Origin of the sequence: Streptomyces sp. HM190 (genome assembly GCF_009857135.1) — a bacterium.
Lineage (GTDB): Bacteria > Actinomycetota > Actinomycetes > Streptomycetales > Streptomycetaceae > Streptomyces > Streptomyces heilongjiangensis.
This window is the reverse complement of the sequence record NZ_CP047318.1, coordinates 6854867-6872826: the sequence shown is the minus strand read 5'-3', so window position 1 is coordinate 6872826 and position 17960 is coordinate 6854867. Positions and strand designations below refer to the sequence as shown.

The 17960-nt window shown below is 72.7% G+C and carries 16 protein-coding genes and 1 pseudogene; 13 read left to right on the top strand and 4 right to left on the bottom strand.

All coding sequences use genetic code 11. The annotated features are described in order from the left end of the window. Positions 1-188 precede the first annotated feature (188 nt). On the top strand, positions 189-1229 hold the full coding sequence (locus GSY65_RS29410; protein WP_159774307.1) for a LacI family DNA-binding transcriptional regulator: 1041 nt from the start codon (positions 189-191) through the stop codon (positions 1227-1229). Positions 1230-1418: 189 nt separating this feature from the next. Next, entirely contained in the window at positions 1419-3602 is a 2184-nt protein-coding gene (locus GSY65_RS29405) for a sulfatase (protein WP_159774305.1), read from the top strand. Between the two features lie 191 nt (positions 3603-3793). Here the strand turns inward: GSY65_RS29405 and GSY65_RS29400 are convergent, their stop codons facing one another. Further along, positions 3794-4468 (bottom strand): hypothetical protein, encoded by a 675-nt coding sequence (locus tag GSY65_RS29400; RefSeq protein ID WP_159774303.1) that lies wholly within the window; start codon positions 4466-4468, stop codon positions 3794-3796. Between the two features lie 167 nt (positions 4469-4635). Here GSY65_RS29400 and GSY65_RS29395 point away from each other — a divergent pair, with 167 nt between their 5' ends. Beyond that, positions 4636-5034: a VOC family protein gene (locus GSY65_RS29395; protein ID WP_159774301.1), complete on the top strand. Its 399-nt coding sequence runs from the start codon at positions 4636-4638 to the stop codon at positions 5032-5034. 79 nt (positions 5035-5113) lie between these two features. Here GSY65_RS29395 and GSY65_RS29390 read toward each other — a convergent pair whose 3' ends face one another. The 3 genes and pseudogenes from GSY65_RS29390 to GSY65_RS29380 all read right to left on the bottom strand — a co-directional run bounded on the left by GSY65_RS29390 (position 5114) and on the right by GSY65_RS29380 (position 7344). After that, positions 5114-5809 carry a DUF6597 domain-containing transcriptional factor gene (locus GSY65_RS29390; RefSeq protein WP_159774299.1) on the bottom strand — a complete coding sequence of 232 codons (696 nt, stop codon included), beginning with the start codon at positions 5807-5809 and terminating at the stop codon, positions 5114-5116. 49 nt (positions 5810-5858) lie between these two features. Beyond that, a pseudogene (locus tag GSY65_RS29385) lies at positions 5859-6110 on the bottom strand (helix-turn-helix domain-containing protein); the annotation flags it as partial. A gap of 109 nt (positions 6111-6219) precedes the next feature. After that, positions 6220-7344 (bottom strand): YihY/virulence factor BrkB family protein, encoded by a 1125-nt coding sequence (locus GSY65_RS29380; protein ID WP_201452707.1) that lies wholly within the window; start codon positions 7342-7344, stop codon positions 6220-6222. A gap of 177 nt (positions 7345-7521) precedes the next feature. Between GSY65_RS29380 and GSY65_RS29375 the strand changes: the two genes are divergently transcribed. The 10 genes from GSY65_RS29375 to cysD all read left to right on the top strand — a co-directional run bounded on the left by GSY65_RS29375 (position 7522) and on the right by cysD (position 17958). Continuing rightward, the gene (locus GSY65_RS29375) at positions 7522-9168 is read left to right on the top strand and encodes an acyl-CoA dehydrogenase family protein (RefSeq protein ID WP_159774297.1); all 1647 of its coding nucleotides are present in this window, start codon (positions 7522-7524) and stop codon (positions 9166-9168) included. A gap of 326 nt (positions 9169-9494) precedes the next feature. After that, positions 9495-10880: a helix-turn-helix domain-containing protein gene (locus GSY65_RS29370; protein ID WP_159776507.1), complete on the top strand. Its 1386-nt coding sequence runs from the start codon at positions 9495-9497 to the stop codon at positions 10878-10880. A gap of 206 nt (positions 10881-11086) precedes the next feature. After that, positions 11087-12427 (top strand): hypothetical protein, encoded by a 1341-nt coding sequence (locus GSY65_RS29365; protein WP_159774295.1) that lies wholly within the window; start codon positions 11087-11089, stop codon positions 12425-12427. A gap of 462 nt (positions 12428-12889) precedes the next feature. Continuing rightward, positions 12890-13474: a GNAT family N-acetyltransferase gene (locus GSY65_RS29360; RefSeq protein WP_159774293.1), complete on the top strand. Its 585-nt coding sequence runs from the start codon at positions 12890-12892 to the stop codon at positions 13472-13474. Positions 13475-13566: 92 nt separating this feature from the next. Continuing rightward, positions 13567-13650, top strand: coding sequence for a putative leader peptide (locus GSY65_RS34570; protein WP_309474722.1), 84 nt, complete (start codon positions 13567-13569; stop codon positions 13648-13650). A 172-nt stretch (positions 13651-13822) separates the two neighbouring features. Next, positions 13823-15514: a nitrite/sulfite reductase gene (locus GSY65_RS29355; RefSeq protein ID WP_159774291.1), complete on the top strand. Its 1692-nt coding sequence runs from the start codon at positions 13823-13825 to the stop codon at positions 15512-15514. Beyond that, complete coding sequence (locus tag GSY65_RS29350) at positions 15511-15690, top strand: hypothetical protein (protein ID WP_159774289.1); 180 nt, start codon at positions 15511-15513, stop codon at positions 15688-15690. The genes GSY65_RS29355 and GSY65_RS29350 overlap by 4 nt, the downstream gene beginning before the upstream one ends. Continuing rightward, the gene (locus GSY65_RS29345) at positions 15687-16451 is read left to right on the top strand and encodes a phosphoadenylyl-sulfate reductase (protein ID WP_159774287.1); all 765 of its coding nucleotides are present in this window, start codon (positions 15687-15689) and stop codon (positions 16449-16451) included. The genes GSY65_RS29350 and GSY65_RS29345 overlap by 4 nt, the downstream gene beginning before the upstream one ends. A gap of 35 nt (positions 16452-16486) precedes the next feature. Then, on the top strand, positions 16487-17023 hold the full coding sequence (gene cysC, locus GSY65_RS29340) for an adenylyl-sulfate kinase (RefSeq protein ID WP_159774285.1): 537 nt from the start codon (positions 16487-16489) through the stop codon (positions 17021-17023). Next, positions 17020-17958, top strand: a complete 939-nt coding sequence (gene cysD / locus GSY65_RS29335) for a sulfate adenylyltransferase subunit CysD (protein ID WP_159774283.1) — start codon at positions 17020-17022, stop codon at positions 17956-17958. Before cysC ends, cysD begins: the two co-directional genes overlap by 4 nt. Positions 17959-17960 lie beyond the last annotated feature (2 nt).

Genomic DNA, 17960 nt, shown 5'->3' with positions numbered 1-17960 from the left:
CGGCCCGCGCCGGGACCCGCCCACGGCATCGCGCCGCGGCCTCGGCATGAGGTTTCCGGGGGGCCGGCGAGGGCGGCCCCCCGATTCCCCTCGTCCTTCCCGCCGTGTGGAGTTGGCCTTACGGTAGAGAGCGCTTGCTATTCGAAAACTCACCGGCCCTCGGGACGGGCCTGAGAGGTGGAGTCGCGATGGTGCGTGGCGGGAGCGCGACGGCCGGGCCGACGCTGGCGGTGGTGGCGCGCGAGGCCGGGGTGTCCGTACCGACGGCCTCGAAAGTGGTCAACGGCCGGGAGGACGTGGCCCCCGAGACCAGGCGCCGGGTCACCGAGGCGCTGGACCGGCTCGGCTATGTCCGCAGACCCAGGTTCGAGGTGTCGAAACCGCCGCGCATGGTCGACCTGGTGGTGCACTCGCTGGAGAGTTCCTGGTCGGGGGCGGTGCTGCACGGAGTGGAGCAGGCGGCGCACGACGCGGGCCTGGAGGTGGTGGTCTCGGCGGGCCTCAACCGGACCCGGGGCGCACGCCCGGAGCGCGGCTGGTTCGACAAGCTGACCGGCAGGGGCTCGGCGGGGGTGCTGTTCAACCTGGCCGAGCTGTCCCCCGCCCAGTACGCCTGGCTCGCCCAGCACCGCGTTCCGTTCGTCCTGATCGACCCGGTGCTCGAACCCCCGCCGGGCGTGGTGTCGGTGGGCGCCGCCAACTGGCAGGGCGGGATGACCGCCACCGAGCATCTGCTGGCCCTCGGGCACGAGCGGGTCGCCGTGATCGCCGGGTACCGGCGCAAGATGTGCAGCAGCGCACGGGTGGCGGGCTACCGTTCGGCGCTCGTGGCCGCGGGCGTCCGGTACCGGCCGGAGTACGTCCGCTACGGCAACTTCATGGAGACCACCGCGCGCCATCGCATGCTCCAGCTGCTGGACCTGCCCCAACCGCCGACCGCGGTGTTCGTCTGCTCGGACAGGATGGCGCTCGGGGTCTACGAGGCGCTTTCCGAGCGGGGGTTGCGGATCCCGGACGACATCAGTGTGGTGGGGTTCGACGATCTGCCGGAGGCACGCTGGGCGACGCCGGGCCTGACCACCGTGCGCCAGCCACTGTCCGAGATGGCCTCGACCGCGCTGCGGCTGCTCGTCGCGATGATGGACGGCGACCGACTGGAGGGCACCCGCACGGAGTTGTCGACGCGGCTGGTCGAGCGGGCCAGCACGGGGGCGCCGCGGTCGGCCTGACCGCGGGGTGGGATGGTGTCGGAGTTCACGTGAAGGGGCTGCGGACGGCCTGAGCGCGGGTGAACGGTGGGCGTCGTCGCGCCGTACGCATAGTGATGGGCGTACGGGTGCGAGGGCGGTCCCGCTCCTCGGCTCACTCCGCCCACCAGCACAGAGCTCCAGCATGTTCCACAGGGAAGGACCTTCGGGTTGTCGCACACACGCTCTCCGCAGCTTCCGGGCCCGGCACCAGCACCGGACGACGACACCGCCCCCGAGAACACCGCCGAGGCAGCGGAGCCGAAACCGCTCTCCGGGGAAGGGTCCACGCCTTCGGCGGACACGGATCCCGTGCCGGACGCGGGGGCCGGGGCCGGGGGGAAGGCCGAGGCCGAGTCCGGCCCGCGGGGGGAGGCGGAGCCTGAGGCCGCAGCCGAAGCCGCAGCCGAGCCTCAGTCCGCGGCGAGGGCGGACTCCGAGGACGAACGGGAGGGCGAGGCCGAGCCCGAACCCGAGCCAGAACCGCACGTGAAGTCCGACCCGGAGTCGAAGGCCGAGGAGAAACCCGGCACCGAGGAGGCGCCCGGGAGCGAGGCGACGCCCGGCACCGAGGAGGCGCCCGGGAGCGAGGCGACGCCCGGCACGGAGGCGACGCCCGGGACGGAGGCTACGCCCGGCACGGAGGCGACGCCCGGGACCCAAGAAGTCCCCGGTGCCGAAGTGGCTGCCGACGGCCAGGGCCGGCGGGAGCGGCATCCCCGGCGGGCCCTCGTGCTTGACCGGGTCGGGACCGTACTGGCCATCGCGTTCGTCGTGTTCGCCCTGCTCGTGCCGAACGACATGACGAAGTTCGAGGTGGGCCGACTGCTCCGGATCCCCGCGGAGGGCATCCTCGGGGCGGCGCTGCTGCTGGTGCTGCCGCCGAGGGCGCGGCGCGCGGCCGTGCTGGCGATCGGCGCAGTACTCGGCCTGCTGATGATCGTCAAGGTGCTGGACATGGGGTCGTACTGGACCCTCGACCGGCCCTTCGACCTGGTGCTGGACTGGCCCCTGCTGGACAACGCCCGGTCGTTCATGAAGGACTCGCTCGGCAACGCGGCGGCGCAGGCCGCGACGGTCGGCGTGATCGCGCTGGTGCTCGCCCTGCCGTTCCTGACGACCTTCGCCGTCCGGCGGATCAGCAGGCTGATGGAGCGCGACCGGCACACCGCGAGCCGTACGCTCCTCGTCCTCGGCACCGTCTGGATCACCTGCTCCACGCTGACCCTGGAGGTCGCGGACGTACCGCTGGCCTCGCACAGCGCCGCCACGCTCGTGGAGAACCGCATCGAGTCGGTGCGCGACGGACTGAAGGACGGCGAGGCGTTCGAGAAGCAGGCCGCCGTCGACGCGTTCGCCGACGTGCCGCCGGACCAGTTGCTGACGGGGCTGCGCGGCAAGGACGTGCTGATCACGTTCATCGAGAGCTACGGCCGCTCCGCGATCGACAACCCGCAGATGGGCGAGCCGCTGAGCGAGACGCTCGCGCAGAAGACGCAGGAGCTGAAGGACGCCGGGTACGCGTCGCGCAGCGGCTGGCTGCGCTCCCCCATCACGGGCGCCGGCAGCTGGCTCGGCCACTCCACGTTCCTGTCCGGGTTGTGGATCAAGAACCAGTCGCGCTACAACCACCTCGTCGCGGGCGACCGGCTCACTCTCACCGAGGCGTTCCGCCGCACCGGCGCCTGGCGCACCGTGGGGATCGTGCCGGGCACCCAGAAGGCGTGGCCGGAGGGCAAGTTCTTCGGTCTCGACCACATCTACGACTCGGACCAGCTGGGTTACCAGGGGCCGAAGTTCAGCTGGTCGACCATGCCGGACCAGTACACCCTGAAGGCGTTCCGGGAGCTGGAGTACGGCAAGGAGGGCCGCAAGCCGATGATGGCGGAGATCATCCTGACCTCCAGCCACAACCCGTGGGCACCCATCCCGCGGACGATCCCGGAGGAGGAGATCGGCGACGGGTCGGTCTACCACGGCCTGCAGAAGGCCGAGGGCAAGGACCCCAAGGAGGTCTGGAAGGACCCCCTCGACGTCCGTGACGAGTACCGCAAGACCATCCAGTACTCGGTGAGCAGCATCGTCGACTTCGTCGCCGAGTACGGCTCGAAGGACACGGTGCTGATCTTCCTCGGCGACCACCAGCCCAACAAGACGGTCACCGGCGACAACCCGAGCCACGACGTGCCGGTGTCGGTCGTCGCGCAGGACCCGAAGGTGCTGGAGAAGATCGAGGACTGGGGCTGGGCGGACGGCCTCAAGCCGGCCTCGGACACCCCGGTCTGGCGCATGGACAAGTTCCGCGACCAGTTCATGACGGCGTTCGGCCCGCAGCCGGGCGGCACGCCCCGGTAGCCCACCCGTTCGCCCCGTGGAGCCGGCCTTCCCGCAGGCGCCTCCCCGCAGGCGTGCCGGGAAGGCGGGGTGCCCGTGCGTCACCACGGGGTGGCCGAGGGAGGTGTCCCGACGGGATGACCGAGGGCGGTGCGCCACGGGCGGCCGCCGACGGCCGCCCGTGGCCGCCCGTGGCTGTGCTCCCCCGCCGCTCAGCCGGACGCGCCGACCTCGTCGCCGGGTGCTCCGTCGCCGGCCGGGGGCAGGTCGCCGCGGTCGACGGGCGACCCGTCGCGCGGGGGCGGCGTCCTGCCCTCGTGGGGCGCCGGGTGGTGCGCGGGCGGGAGAAGGCAGGCCAGTTCCGCGTCGGTGGGGCGGTGGGCGGCGCGGGCGGCGGCGCGCAGGACATCACGGTCGACGGCGCCCGCGGCCGCGCTGATCCGGACGACGTGGTCCCCGCGCTGGAGGGCGTACTCGTGCTGCCCCGACGACGTGCGGTACCAGGCGTCGCCGTCGCGCGCGCAGTCGACGGCCGCGCCGGTGCCCTGTCCGAGCGGCTGCTCGGGGCAGTTCTCGGCGGTCATCGCGCCGCGGTCGACGAGGAGCAGGAACTGGGCGCTGCTCCGCCGGGACCAGTAGGCGGCGGAGAAACCGTCGTCGCCGTACACACCGACCGACTGCCGGGCCAGTGCGAATCCGGGGGACTCGGTGACGTAGACCAGCCCCGGAGCGAGCCCGAGTGCCTCGGCGCGGGCGTGCAGCCGCGCCCGGTCCGGGGCCGGCGCGAGGGGTTCGCGGGACACCGCGACGACCTTCTCGCTCCCGCAGCCCGTGAGCAGCAGCGGCAGCAACGCCAGGGGCAGCAGAGTGCGCGCGGTACGGAGCATGTCCCCCATCCTGCCGCACAGTTGTTCCACAGGAAGGGCGAAGGGCCCGTTGCGTGCAAGCGCTTGCCCCCGGTGTCCGCGCTCCGCCGTCACAGCCCCCGGCTGGCCGCGCCCCCGTGTCCGTTTCCTTCAAGACCGGCGGTGTGCGGCGCGCCTACGGTGGCCGTATGACTCCACGACTCGACGCGATCGGGATGGTGGCCTCGGACATGGCCGCCTCCGTCACCTTCTACCGCCGTCTCGGCTTCGCCTTCCCCGAGGGCTCCGAGGAGCAGCCGCACGCCGAGGCGGCGCTGCCCGGTGGGCTCCGGCTGATGCTCGACACCGAGGAGACCGTGCGGTCCTTCCACCCCGAGTGGCGCCGGGGCAGGGGCGGCGGCGCCGGACTGGCCCTGCTGTGCGACAGCCCCGCCGAGGTCGACGCGGTGTACGAGGAACTGGTGGCCGCCGGTCACCGGGGCGAGCTCAAGCCGTGGGACGCGGTGTGGGGCCAGCGGTACGCCGTGGTCCTGGACCCGGACGGCAACGGCGTCGACCTCTTCGCGCCGCTGCCGCCGGCCGGGTAGCGGACGCGGCGGAGGGGGCGGGCGCACGGCGGACCGCCGACGGCCCGTGTCGGGTGGGGCGCGCGCCGGGGCGTGCCGGTCACCGTCCGCCGAGCAGTTCCCCGAGCGGTACTCCCGCCAACTCCCTCACGTCCCGCGCCAGATGGGCCTGGTCGGCGTATCCGGTGCGGGCCGCGGTCTGCGCGTACGGCACCCCGTCGCGGGCCAGGGTGAGCGCCCGCTGCAGCCGCAGTACGCGGGCCAGCGTCTTGGGCCCGTACCCGAACGCGGCGAGGGAGCGGCGGTGCAACTGTCTGGCGCCGATGCCGAGTTCGTCGGCGGTGGCCCACACCGGCCGGCCCGCCTCCAGCGCGGCGACCACGCGCCGCAGCAGCGGATCGGGCCGGTCTCCCCCGGCCGCCCGCTCCAGGACCACCTCTTCGAGGCCGTTCGCGGGATCGTCGGCGGCGTTCACCCGCGCGGTGAGCTCGCGGACCAGCCGGGTCGGCCAGAGGTCGTCCAACGCCACGCGCCGGTCGCGCAGTTCGTGCGCGGGCACGCCCAGGAAGGCGGGCGCGGCCCCCGGCTGGAACCTGACCCCGGCCCAGCCGCCGGTGGCGCCCTCGACGGTGTACGCGCGGGTGTCGGGACCGGCGACGAGCAGCCGTCCGTCGTTCCAGAGGAGATCCATGCAGCCGTCGGGGAGGACCCGCCCGGGGCCGGTATCGTCGGGACCGCCGGGACTCCTCGTCCACACCACGGCCCCGGCCGGCCGGGACGCCCGTTCCGCGTACACGGGAAAAGGTTACGCCGGTGGCCGGGGGCGGTCCCGTACGGTCCCGTACGCGTCCCCCGTGCTCCTGCGGGCTGACCCCGTGGACCCGCTCGAACGCGCTCGACGGGGAGAACGCGCGCCCGTAGCCGAACCGCCGGGCGATCGCCCCCAGGGTGTCCTCGGTGTCCCGGAGCCGGTCCGCGGCAAGGGCGAGCCGCCACGCGGTGCGAGAGGCCGTCGGCGGCTCCCCGACCAGGTCGTGGAAGCGCCGGGCGAACGCCGCCCGGGACACCCCGGCCTGCGCGGCGGGCACCGCGTTGGTGCGGCCGGGCTGTCGGGCGGCCGACCGAGCGGCCAGGCGGCCGGGCTGTCGGACCCTGCCCCCTGCGCCGCACTCGTCCGGCGGCCGGGGGCCTGCTCGTCGCCCTTGTCTACTCGTCGCCCTTCCTCGCCGGTGACCGCAGGCGCGAGGTGACGTCCTCCGGCGGCAGGAAGCGGGACCAGCGCTCCGGGAACTCCGAGGGCATGTCGGGGTCCTCGGGGTCGTGGGAGCGGGCGGCGGCCGCGCGGGCGACGTACTCGGCGGCCTGCTCCTCGCGCAGGCGCTCGTTGGCGGCGCGGGCGGCGGCGGTGGCCGCGGCCGGCCAGACACGGTCGATGGCGGCGTTGACGGCCGCGCCGACCAGGACCGCGAAGGCGCTCACACCGATCCACAGCAGGACGGCGACGGCCGCCGCGAGGGAGCCGTAGATCGTGGCCCCCTCGACCGTGGCGGCGAGGTAGATGCGCAGCAGGAAGCTGCCGAGGACCCACATGCCGAGGGCGACGAGGGAGCCGGGCACGTCCTCCACCCACGGGGAGCGCACGGGCACCGACACGTGGTAGAGCGTGGTGAGGAAGACGATCCCCAGGACGATCACGACCGGCCAGTACAGGACCTGGACGACGGTGGTCGACCACGGCACGATCCGGACCACCGCGTCGGGGCCCGCGACCATCAGCGGCAGCGCGACGGAGCCGATGAGCAGGGCCACGATGAACAGCAGGAACGCCATCAGGCGGGTCTTGACGATGCCGCGGACGCCGTCGAGGCCGTACATGACGGTGATGGTGTCGATGAAGACGTTCACCGCGCGGGAGCCGGACCACAGGGCGATCAGGAAGCCGATGGAGATGACGTCGGGCCGGCCGCCCTTCATCACGTCGTCCAGGATGGGCTGGGCGATCTCCCGGACGCCCCGGTCGGACAGGACGGTGCGGGAGGCCTCCAGCAGGTTGAGCTCCAGGCTGGCGATGGTGTCGGCGCCGGTCCAGTCGTCGACGTAGCCGAGGAGGCCGATCATGCTGAGCAGCAGCGGCGGTACCGAGAGCAGGGTGAAGAACGCCGCCTCCGCGGCGAGGCCGAGGATGCGGTACTCGATGCAGGAGTTGACGGTGTCCTTCAGGAGCAGCCAGGCGGTCCTGCGCTTGGAGACGTTCCGGTAGAGGGCACGCGCGCGATGGAGACGCCCGTGCGGGCTCTCGGGGGGTGGGGGTGACTGACTTGCTGGCTGCACGCCCTAAAGGTATCCGTCTGCGCGTGCCCGCCTCACCTCCCGGTGAACTGGCGGCGCCGGTGGTGTGGGCGCGGCGCCTCGGACGGGTGGTCCGAGCGGGGCGCACTCGGGGCGCACTCGGGGCGCCCACCCCCGGATGCGGGTGCCCCTCGCCGTACCGGGGGGTAGGTTCCTGGCATGGCAGCCACGCACGAAGTGACCAATCAGGTTCCGCCCCTGGTGGGCTATGACGTCTTCGCCGCCGACCGGGTCCTGACGGAGGCCGTCGAACGCCATGTGGCCCCGGACGTCCTCGACGAGGCCCGCGGTGAACTGTCGGGCCTCGGCCGTACGGCCGGGTCGGAGCAGGTCCAGGAGTGGGGCAGGCTCGCCAACGAGAACCCGCCGAAGCTGCGCACCCACGACCGCTACGGCAACCGGATCGACGAGGTCGAGTTCCACCCCTCCTGGCACCGGCTGCTCGGCAAGGGCGTCTCGGCGGGGCTGACGGCCGCCTGGTCGCGGCCCTCCGGGCACGTCCGGCGCGCCGCCGGCTTCGTCGTCTGGACGCAGGTCGAGGCCGGCAACGGCTGCCCGCTGTCGATGACCCACGCGGCGGTGCCCGCCCTGCGCACGGATCCGGCGCTGGCCGCCGAGTGGGAGCCGCGGCTGACGTCCACGATCTACGACGCGGAGCTGCGGCCCGCCGACCGGAAGGCCGGTGTGCTCTTCGGGATGGGCATGACGGAGAAGCAGGGCGGCAGCGACGTACGCGCCAACACGACCGAGGCCCGGCCGCTGGCCGAGGACGGGACGTATGCGCTGCGGGGCCACAAGTGGTTCTGCTCGGCGCCCATGTCCGACGGGTTCCTGGTGCTGGCCCAGGCGCCGGGCGGGCTGACCTGCTTCCTGGTGCCGCGGGTGCTGGCGGACGGCACCCGCAACGTGTTCCGCGTCCAGCGGCTGAAGGACAAGCTGGGCAACCGGTCGAACGCCTCCGGCGAGGTCGAGTTCGACGGGACGTGGGCGCGCCGGGTCGGCGACGAGGGCCGGGGCGTGCGCACGATCATCGAGATGGTGTCCGTGACCCGGCTGGACTGCGCGCTGGGCGCGGCCTCGCTGATGCGGCAGGCGGTGGCGCAGGCCGCTCACCACTGCGCGTACCGGGAGGCGTTCGGCGGGAAGCTGATCGACAAGCCGCTCATGCGGAACGTTCTCGCCGATCTGGCGCTGGAGTCGGAGGCGGCGACGACGCTGGCGCTGCGGCTGGCGGCGGCGTACGACGCGGCGGAGGGACCGGACGGCGACGAGGGCGAGCGCGCGCTGCTGCGGCTGGCGGTGCCGGCCGCCAAGTACTGGGTGACCAAGCGCTGTACGGCCGCGGTGACGGAGGCGTCGGAGTGCCTCGGCGGCAACGGCTACGTCGAGGAGTCGGGCATGCCCCGGCTGCTGCGGGAGTCGCCGCTCAACTCGATCTGGGAGGGCGCCGGGAACGTCCAGGCGCTGGACGTGCTGCGCGCCCTGCAGCGCGAACCCGGGGCGCTCGACGCGTACCTGAGGGAGGTGGGCCGGGCCCGCGGCGCCGACCACCGTCTCGACGGGGCGATCAAGAACCTGCTGACCGAACTCGCCGACCTCGACGGTGTCGAGGCCCGCGCCCGCCGGCTCGTGGAGCGCCTGGCCCTCGTCCTCCAGGGCGCCCTCCTGGTGCGGTACGCGCCGCCGGCGGTCGCGGACGCGTTCTGCGCGTCCCGTCTGGGCGGCGACTGGGGCGCGGCCTTCGGCACGCTGCCGCACACGCTGGACCTGGCCTCGGTGGTGGAGCGGGCCCGGCCGGTGGGCTGACCCCCGCCGGGCGGGGCCCCGGTCGAGTGGCGCGGGGGTGGTGCTGCGCCGACACGGCACCACCCCCGCGCTCGGGCCCCTGCGAGCGGAGCACACGCGCCGCACCGGGCGGCGTTGGACAAGTGTCGAGCAGGGCCCGGCCGTCCGCCAGAGTTGCAGGGGGTTGCAACTCGTCCGCGCTCTGTGGCCGGAGTCAGTCCCTCCGTGGGGGAAGAACGGCAGACTATGAACCCCGTAGTCAACGCCGGTCACGCAGGCCCAAAATCCCTCGGCCCTCGCGGGCCGGGAAGCGGTTCTGCCGGGAGGAACGAGTGCCGCACTCGCCGATGGAAGTCGCGCGGCTCACCGCCACGGACGCCGCCCGGGCGGCACGGGTGCTCGGCGAGGTCCGTGCCTCGGCCCTCGCCGGACGGCGTCCGAAAACCTCTCCCCGCCCGGTGATCCAGGAGTCCTGGAGCCGCATGCTGCGCAGCGGGATGGACCCCGACCACGACTTCCGGGCGGACCTGCTGAGCCGTGACGAGGTGGAGCGCCGTCGCCGGACGTCTCCCCTGCGGCACGTACTGCCGGTGCTGCGCGAAGGGTTGCTGTCCCTGGCGGACACCGCGCAGCACATCATTATGGTCGCGGACGCGGACGCCCGGGTGCTGTGGCGGGAGGGCAGTTCGGCGGTGCTCCGCAAGGCGGACGGACAGGGCCTCGGGGTCGGCGCGGACCTGCGGGAGGAGACGGTCGGCACGAACGGGGTGGGCACACCGCTGGTGGTCCGCCGCCCCGTCCAGGTGTTCGCCTCCGAGCACTTCGTGCGGGCCCTGCACTGCTGGACCTGCACCGGCGCGCCCATCACCGACCCGCGCGACGGCCGGCTCCTCGGCTCGGTCGACGTCAGCGGCCCCCTGGAGACCCTGCACCCCGCGACGCTGGCGCTGGTCGACGCGGTCGCCAAGCTGGCCCAGTCCCGGCTGCGCGACCTGCACCTCGCCTCGCTGGAGCAACTGCGGGCGGTGGCGGCCCCGGTGCTCGCCCGGGTCGGTGGCCCGGCGGTCGCCGTGGACCGGGACGGATGGACGGCCGCGGTGACCGGCATGCCGTACACCTCGCGCCTCGCGCTGCCCAAGTCCCTCGCGCCGGGCCGCTGCCGGCTGGCCGCGCTGGGGCCGTGCACGGTCGAACCGCTCTCCGCCGGCTGGCTGATACGGCCCACCGCGGACGCCGCGCCCGCCCCGACGGCCACCCGTATCAGCCTCGACGTCTCCCGACCGCGCCGCTGGACCGTCACCGTGAACGGCTCCGCCGGTTCCTGGACCCACGAGTTGAGCCCTCGCCACGCGGAACTGCTGTACCTCCTCGCCCTCCACCGGGGCGGCCGCAGCGCCTCCGCCCTCGCCGACGACATGTTCGGCGACCCCGCCCGCACGGTCACCGTCCGCGCCGAGATGTCGCGTGTACGCCGCTACCTGGGCGCCCACCTCGACCACCGGCCCTACCGTTTCACCGAACGGGCCGACGTCGAGGTGCGCCTCCCCGACAATCCCCTGGACCTCCTGCCGCACTCGGCGGCACCGGGAGTGGCACGCGCGAGAGCGACGGCACGGGACGAACAGACGTGGCGGGCGGGCCGGGTGGAAGGTCCGGGGGAGGGCCGGGTGGAAGGTCGGGGGGCAGGTCCGGGGGAAGGACGGTCGGGGCACGGGAATCGCACCGCCCCCTGATCCGGCCACCCCGTGGCCGGATCACCCCCTCCACAACCCCCTTCCGGTGAACGGATCATGGCCCCCCGGTGAGGGATCTCCCTGTATTTCCCGCGTCCTCGGCGTGACACGTGTCCCACTGCCGTAGCATCCCTTCCAGGCCACCCCACCTGTCCCTCCGTCAAGGTTCCGCTCGCAGGAGGCAGTTGGCTGACCGGGAGGTTGTGATGAAGCATCGCGGTAGGCACCGACGGCGCAGAAGGGGGCGTGCGCTGCGCGCTTCCCTCGCGGGGACCGCGCTGGCGCTCACGGCGGCGGCCACCCTGATCAGCACGTCCCAGGCGGCGGGCGGGAAGACGCCGGGCGGGTTGTCGTCGGTCGGTTCGGCCGCCGAGCTGCACGAACTCCGGCTGAAGGAGAGCCTCACCGACCGGACCGCGCTGGAGACCCTCACCGCCGGGATGGGCGGGCGGGTCGGCGTCGACGAGGTGCTGCGCAGCGCCAACCACACCATGCGGGACGAGAGCGACTGCTTCGTCACGGAGAAGGGCGTCCTGCCGGTCGCGCCGACGGCCGCGCGGGCGTACTGCTGGGAGGCCCCGGACGCGGTCGACGACCGGTGGCGGCCGCAGTCGGTCACCACGTCCCGCGACAACAAGGTCATCGTGTCCGGCTGGACCCACGCCGGCACCACGGCCGGCGAGGAGGGCCTCGCCCGGGTCGCCTTCGTGGACGCGAGCGACCCGTCGCACCTGAAGTACCGCTGGGTGCTGCTCGTCGTGCCGCAGGCCGACGGCAAGGGGCTGAAGGCGGTGCGTTCCCGGCTCGGCGGTATGGCCTGGTACGAGAACAAGCTGATCGTCACCGCCCGGAACCCGCAGAACAGCGGCTACCGCGACGACTCCCTCTTCGTCTTCGACCTCGACCGCTTCCTCCGCGCCGACGTCACCGACAGCGACGCGATCGGCAAGGTCGACCGGGGCTTCTCCGCCCACCACTACCGGTACGTGCTGCCTGCGGTCGCCTCCTACAGCCCGGCCTCCGGCGAGACCTGCGACGCGCGCGGCAACGACGGGGTGCCCTGTCTGACCTCCGTCTCGCTCGACCGGACGTCGACACCGCCGAGCGTCGTCGCCAACGAGTCGTTCACGACGGGCAGCGGCACGGCGGCCCGCGTGTGGCGGTACGACCTCGACACCGTGTCCGACCGGGCCGGACTGCTCGGCACGACCGGACGGCAGGGCGAGGTCGAGGCCGACGAGGCGTACGAGACGAAGGCCACCGGCGTCCGCGGCGTCCTCTCCCACGACGGCGACTGGTACGTGAGCCAGGCCGCCGCCAAGCAGGGTCGGCACGGCACGGTGTGGCGGCAGGACGAGGAACACGCCCGAGCCGCCACCTGCACGAACGGTACCTCGGAGCACCAGTCGTACGCCTGCTGGGGACTGCACGGCGGACCTCTCTCCTACGCGCCCGGGACCAGCGAGCTGTGGACGCTCACCGCTCCCGTCCCCGAGCGCGTGCTGTACGCGGTGAGGCTGTCGGACGTCGAGAGCGCCCTGGACTAGGGCGTGTTTCGAAAGTCCCGTCTGCCCGGCGGCGTCCGGCACGCACGCTCGCCGCGTTGTCGGGATCGCCCCGATACCACCAGTATCGGGACGACCCTCCGCCGTGCGATCGCACGCACCGGACGCCGCCGGGCCTGCCCTTCGGGCAGACGACGCTACTTTCGAAACACTCCCTAGTGCCGCGGCAGGTGACGTTCGCCCGTCGAGGAGCGGTGTCCGGTGCGTGCTCCCGGCGTGCCGGGCGCACGTCCTCGTACGGGATGTACTCGGGCCTGTGCCCGGTGCGGCGGGAGTGCGTACCGGGCGTCGCGACGGGGCGAACGTTGCCCGTCGCGGCACTAGGGAGGGGCCCGGACCCGGGAGGGCCCTGGACCGGAGAGCCCTGACGGGAGGGCGGCCCCCGTGTCCGGTGGACCGGGGCCGCCCTTGGTCGCGGGGCGACCGCCGTGATTCCCTGGCCGTATGAGCAGCCGCAGCACCGTCACCACCTGGTCCCTGGAGCAGACGTCCCCGAGCGACCTCCTGCCCGCCGCCGCCCCCGAGGGCGACGACGTGCGGATCGTCCGCGCCGAGGTGCCCTCCCCCGAGTTCAGCCGCTTCCTCTACGCGTCCGTCGGCGGTGACATCCGGTGGATCGACCGGCTGTCGTGGTCGTACGCCCGGTGGCAGGAACACCTTCGGCAGCCCGGCGTGGAGACCTGGGTCGCATACGACCGTGGCACGCCCGCGGGGTACGTCGAGCTGGAGCCGCAGGACGGCGGGACCGTGGAGATCGTGTACTTCGGGCTGATCCCGGCCTTCCGGGGCCGGCGCATCGGCGGTCACCTGCTGTCGTACGGCACCGCACGGGCCTGGGACCTCGCCGAGCGGTGGCCGGCGCTGCCGCCGACGAAGCGGGTGTGGCTGCACACGTGCAGCAGGGACGGCGAGCACGCGATGGCCAACTACCAGCGGCGCGGATTCACGTTGTTCGACACCAAGGTGACGGAGGAGGCGGACGTGGCCACGCCGGGTCCCTGGCCGGGGGCATTGCCGCGCACGTCATGACCCACATCACATCGTCTCGCGATACGAGACATCCCTGTCCGGCATGTGGATGAAGGTGGACTCGGTCTAAAGAGCCGTGCCACGCTTCCGTCATGTCTGGAACTGGAATTGCCTTGGTGAGTCGGCGGCACGTCGACCTCGGCCGCATGTCCAGCGCCATCTGTCCGGTGAGCTGACGCCCCCACCGCGAGGGGTCGAGACGACCCCGGGCACCAGCGCCGCACCCCCCTCCCCCGTTTCGGCCAGCGCAATGACGCGCAGGCGCCGCACACCCCTGCCGGTGTGCCCGCATGTGCGCGTACGCGCTGGTCAGAGCCGCTTACCCACTTGTCCGAAGGACGTACATCCATGGCCGCCACCCCGCAGAACTCCGCCACGCCCCGCCGCAAGGTGAGCCGTCACCGTGGCGAAGGACAGTGGGCAGCCGGACACTTCACCCCCCTCAACGGCAACGAGCAGTTCAAGAAGGACGACGACGGTCTCAATGTGCGGACACGCATTGAGACGATCTACTCCAAGCGCGGCTTCGACTCGATCGACCCGAACGACCTGCGCGGACGGATGCGCTGGTGGGGTCTGTACACCCAGCGCAAGCCCGGGATCGACGGCGGCAAGACCGCGATCCTGGAGCCGGAGGAGCTGGACGACAAGTACTTCATGCTGCGGGTCCGCATCGACGGCGGCCGTCTCACCACGCAGCAGTTGCGGGTGATCGGTGAGATCTCGCAGGAGTTCGCGCGGGGCACCGCCGACATCACCGACCGGCAGAACGTGCAGTACCACTGGATCCGGGTCGAGGACGTGCCCGAGATCTGGGAGCGCCTGGAGGCCGTGGGGCTGTCCACGACCGAGGCGTGCGGCGACACCCCGCGTGTGATCATCGGTTCGCCCGTCGCCGGTATCGCGGCGGACGAGATCATCGACGGCACGCCCGCCATGGAGGAGATCCAGCGCCGGATCATCGGCAACAAGGCGTTCTCCAACCTGCCCCGCAAGTTCAAGTCCGCGATCTCCGGCTCGCCGCTGCTGGACGTGGCGCACGAGATCAACGACATCGCCTTCGTCGGCGTCCGCCACCCCGAGCACGGCCCCGGCTTCGACCTGTGGGTCGGCGGCGGTCTGTCCACCAACCCCAAGATCGGGCAGCGGCTCGGCACCTGGGTGCCGCTGGACGAGGTCGCCGACGTGTACGAGGGCGTCATCTCGATCTTCCGCGACTACGGCTACCGGCGGCTGCGCACCCGCGCCCGGCTGAAGTTCCTCCTCGCGGACTGGGGCACCGAGAAGTTCCGGCAGGTCCTGGAGGACGAGTACCTCAAGCGCAAGCTGATCGACGGGCCCGCCCCCGACCAGCCCGTGGAGCGCTGGCGCGACCACGTCGGTGTGCACCCGCAGAACGACGGCCGCTACTACGTCGGGTTCGCCCCGCGCGTCGGCCGCGTCGACGGCACCACCCTGACGAAGATCGCCGACCTCGCCGAGGCCCACGGCTCCGGTCGCGTCAGCACCACCGCCGAGCAGAAGATGATCGTGCTCGACGTCACCGAGGACCAGGTCGACTCGCTCGTCGCGGGGCTGGAGGCGCTGGACCTCACGGTGAACCCGTCGCCGTTCCGGCGCGGCACGATGGCGTGCACCGGCATCGAGTACTGCAAGCTCGCGATCGTCGAGACGAAGGCCCGCGGCTCCTTGCTCATCGACGAACTGGAGCGCCGCCTCCCCGACTTCGACGAGCCGCTCACCATCAACATCAACGGCTGCCCGAACGCCTGCGCGCGTATCCAGGTGGCGGACATCGGTCTCAAGGGACAGCTCGTCCTCGACGAGCGGGGCGAGCAGGTCGAGGGCTTCCAGGTGCACCTGGGCGGCGCGCTCGGCCTGGAGGCCGGGTTCGGCCGCAAGGTGCGCGGCCTGAAGGTCACCTCCGAGGAACTGCCCGACTATGTCGAGCGGGTCCTGCGGCGCTTCGAAGCCGAGCGCGAGGACGGCGAGCGGTTCGCCACCTGGGTGGCCCGCGCCGACGAGGAGTCCCTGTCATGAGCGAGCGAGCCGCGCCGTTCCACTGCCCCTACTGCGGCGACGAGGACCTCCGCCCGAACGAGGCGGGTCACGGCGCGTGGGAATGCGGGGCCTGCAACCGAGCCTTCCAGCTGAAGTTCCTCGGGCTGCTGGCCCGGGGGCTTCGGCGAGCCGACAGCGGAGGGGATCACATATGACGACCGTTCAGGCGGACGGCGGCACATCCGCGCCGCCGAGCGACGACGACACCCCGGCCGGTCCCGACGACGCCCGGCGCGCCGAAGTCAAGGCGCTCGCCGAGCAGGCCGGCCGTGACCTGGAGGACGCCTCGGCCCTGGAGATCCTCCAGTGGGCCGCGGACACCTTCGGCACGCGGTTCTGCGTGACCTCCTCCATGGAGGACGCCGTGGTCGCGCACCTCGCCTCCCGGGCCCGGCCCGGCGTGGACGTGGTGTTCCTCGACACCGGCTACCACTTCCCGGAGACCATCGGCACCCGCGACGCGGTGGAGGCCGTGATGGACGTCAACGTCCTCACGATCACCCCGCGCCGGACGGTCGCCGAGCAGGACGCCGAGTACGGTCCGAAGCTGCACGACCGCGACCCGGACCTGTGCTGCTTCCTGCGCAAGGTCGAACCGCTCGAAGAGGGCCTCGCCCGCTTCGACGCGTGGGCGACGGGCCTGCGCCGCGACGAGTCCCCGACCCGGGCGAACACCCCGGTCGTCGCCTGGGACGAGAAGCGGGGCAAGGTCAAGATCGCCCCGATCGCCCGCTGGACGCAGGACGACGTGGACGCCTACGTCGCCGAGCACGGGGTGCTCACCAACCCGCTGCTCATGGACGGCTACGCCTCCGTGGGCTGCGCCCCCTGCACCCGCCGCGTCGCCCCGGGCGAGGACGCGCGGGCCGGCCGCTGGGCCGGCAGCGCCAAGACCGAGTGCGGGCTGCACCTGTGATCGCGACCGTGCCCGTGACGAACCAGGAGAACCAAGTGACGACCGGAGCCACCGTCTGGCTCACGGGTCTGCCGAGCGCCGGCAAGACCACCATCGCGTACGAGCTGGCGAACCGGCTGCGCGCGGAGGGCCACCTCGTCGAGGTGCTCGACGGCGACGAGATCCGCGAGTTCCTCACCGCCGGCCTCGGCTTCAGCCGCGCCGACCGGCACACCAACGTGCAGCGCATCGGCTTCCTCGCCGACCTGCTCGCCCGCAACGGCGTCAAGGTGCTGGTCCCGGTCATCGCGCCGTACGCCGACAGCCGCGAGGCGGTGCGCGAGCGCCACGCGGCGAGCGGTGCCGCGTACGTGGAGGTCCACGTGGCCACTCCGGTCGAGGTGTGCTCCGAACGCGACGTGAAGGGGCTGTACGCCAAGCAGGCGGCGGGCGAGATCTCCGGACTGACCGGGGTCGACGACCCGTACGAGGCGCCCGTCGACCCGGACCTGCGCATCGAGTCGCAGGACCAGACGGTCCAGGAGTCCGCGGCGCTGGTCCACAAGCTGCTCACCGAGAGGGGTCTGGCATGACGACGACCGTCAGGGCCGTGTCCGAGGGCACCGGCACGCCGTACACCCTCTCGCACCTGGACGCGCTGGAGTCCGAGGCCGTCCACATCTTCCGCGAGGTGGCGGGCGAGTTCGAGCGGCCGGTGATCCTGTTCTCCGGCGGCAAGGACTCCATCGTCATGCTGCACCTGGCGCTGAAGGCGTTCGCCCCGGCGGCGGTCCCCTTCTCGCTGCTGCATGTCGACACCGGGCACAACTTCCCCGAGGTCATCGAGTACCGGGACCGCACGGTGGCCGAGCACAACCTGCGGCTGCACGTGGCGTCGGTGCAGGACTACATCGACCGCGGCGTCCTCAAGGAGCGCTCCGACGGCACCCGCAACCCGCTGCAGACGGTGCCGCTGACCGAGACGATCCAGTCGGAGAAGTTCGACGCGGTCTTCGGCGGCGGGCGACGCGACGAGGAGAAGGCGCGCGCCAAGGAGCGGGTGTTCTCGCTGCGCGACGAGTTCTCCCAGTGGGACCCGCGCCGTCAGCGCCCCGAGCTGTGGCAGCTCTACAACGGCCGGCACGCGCCCGGCGAGCACGTCCGGGTCTTCCCGCTCTCCAACTGGACCGAGCTGGACGTCTGGCAGTACATCGCCCGGGAGCGCATCGAACTGCCGGAGATCTACTTCGCGCACGAGCGTGACGTGTTCCGGCGGGCCGGCATGTGGCTGACGGCCGGCGAGTGGGGCGGCCCGAAGGAGGGCGAGACCGTCGAACGGCGGCTCATCCGCTACCGGACCGTGGGGGACATGTCCTGCACCGGTGCCGTCGACTCCGACGCGGTCACGCTGGAGCAGGTCATCACCGAGATCGCCGCGTCCCGGCTCACCGAGCGGGGCGCCACCCGCGCCGACGACAAGCTGTCCGAGGCCGCGATGGAAGACCGCAAGCGCGAGGGGTACTTCTAAGC

Bases quoted from the DNA above. Each gene is read 5' to 3' on its own strand.
- GSY65_RS29395 (WP_159774301.1), top strand. From the start codon at position 4,636: ATGACTCCACGACTCGACGCGATCGGGATGGTGGCCTCGGACATGGCC.
- GSY65_RS29375 (WP_159774297.1), top strand. From the start codon at position 7,522: ATGGCAGCCACGCACGAAGTGACCAATCAGGTTCCGCCCCTGGTGGGC.
- GSY65_RS29350 (WP_159774289.1), top strand. From the start codon at position 15,511: ATGAGCGAGCGAGCCGCGCCGTTCCACTGCCCCTACTGCGGCGACGAG.
- GSY65_RS29355 (WP_159774291.1), top strand. From the start codon at position 13,823: ATGGCCGCCACCCCGCAGAACTCCGCCACGCCCCGCCGCAAGGTGAGC.
- GSY65_RS29360 (WP_159774293.1), top strand. From the start codon at position 12,890: ATGAGCAGCCGCAGCACCGTCACCACCTGGTCCCTGGAGCAGACGTCC.
- GSY65_RS29370 (WP_159776507.1), top strand. From the start codon at position 9,495: ATGGAAGTCGCGCGGCTCACCGCCACGGACGCCGCCCGGGCGGCACGG.
- GSY65_RS29400 (WP_159774303.1), bottom strand. From the start codon at position 4,468: ATGCTCCGTACCGCGCGCACTCTGCTGCCCCTGGCGTTGCTGCCGCTG.
- GSY65_RS34570 (WP_309474722.1), top strand. From the start codon at position 13,567: ATGTCTGGAACTGGAATTGCCTTGGTGAGTCGGCGGCACGTCGACCTC.
- GSY65_RS29345 (WP_159774287.1), top strand. From the start codon at position 15,687: ATGACGACCGTTCAGGCGGACGGCGGCACATCCGCGCCGCCGAGCGAC.
- cysD (WP_159774283.1), top strand. From the start codon at position 17,020: ATGACGACGACCGTCAGGGCCGTGTCCGAGGGCACCGGCACGCCGTAC.
- GSY65_RS29410 (WP_159774307.1), top strand. From the start codon at position 189: ATGGTGCGTGGCGGGAGCGCGACGGCCGGGCCGACGCTGGCGGTGGTG.
- GSY65_RS29365 (WP_159774295.1), top strand. From the start codon at position 11,087: ATGAAGCATCGCGGTAGGCACCGACGGCGCAGAAGGGGGCGTGCGCTG.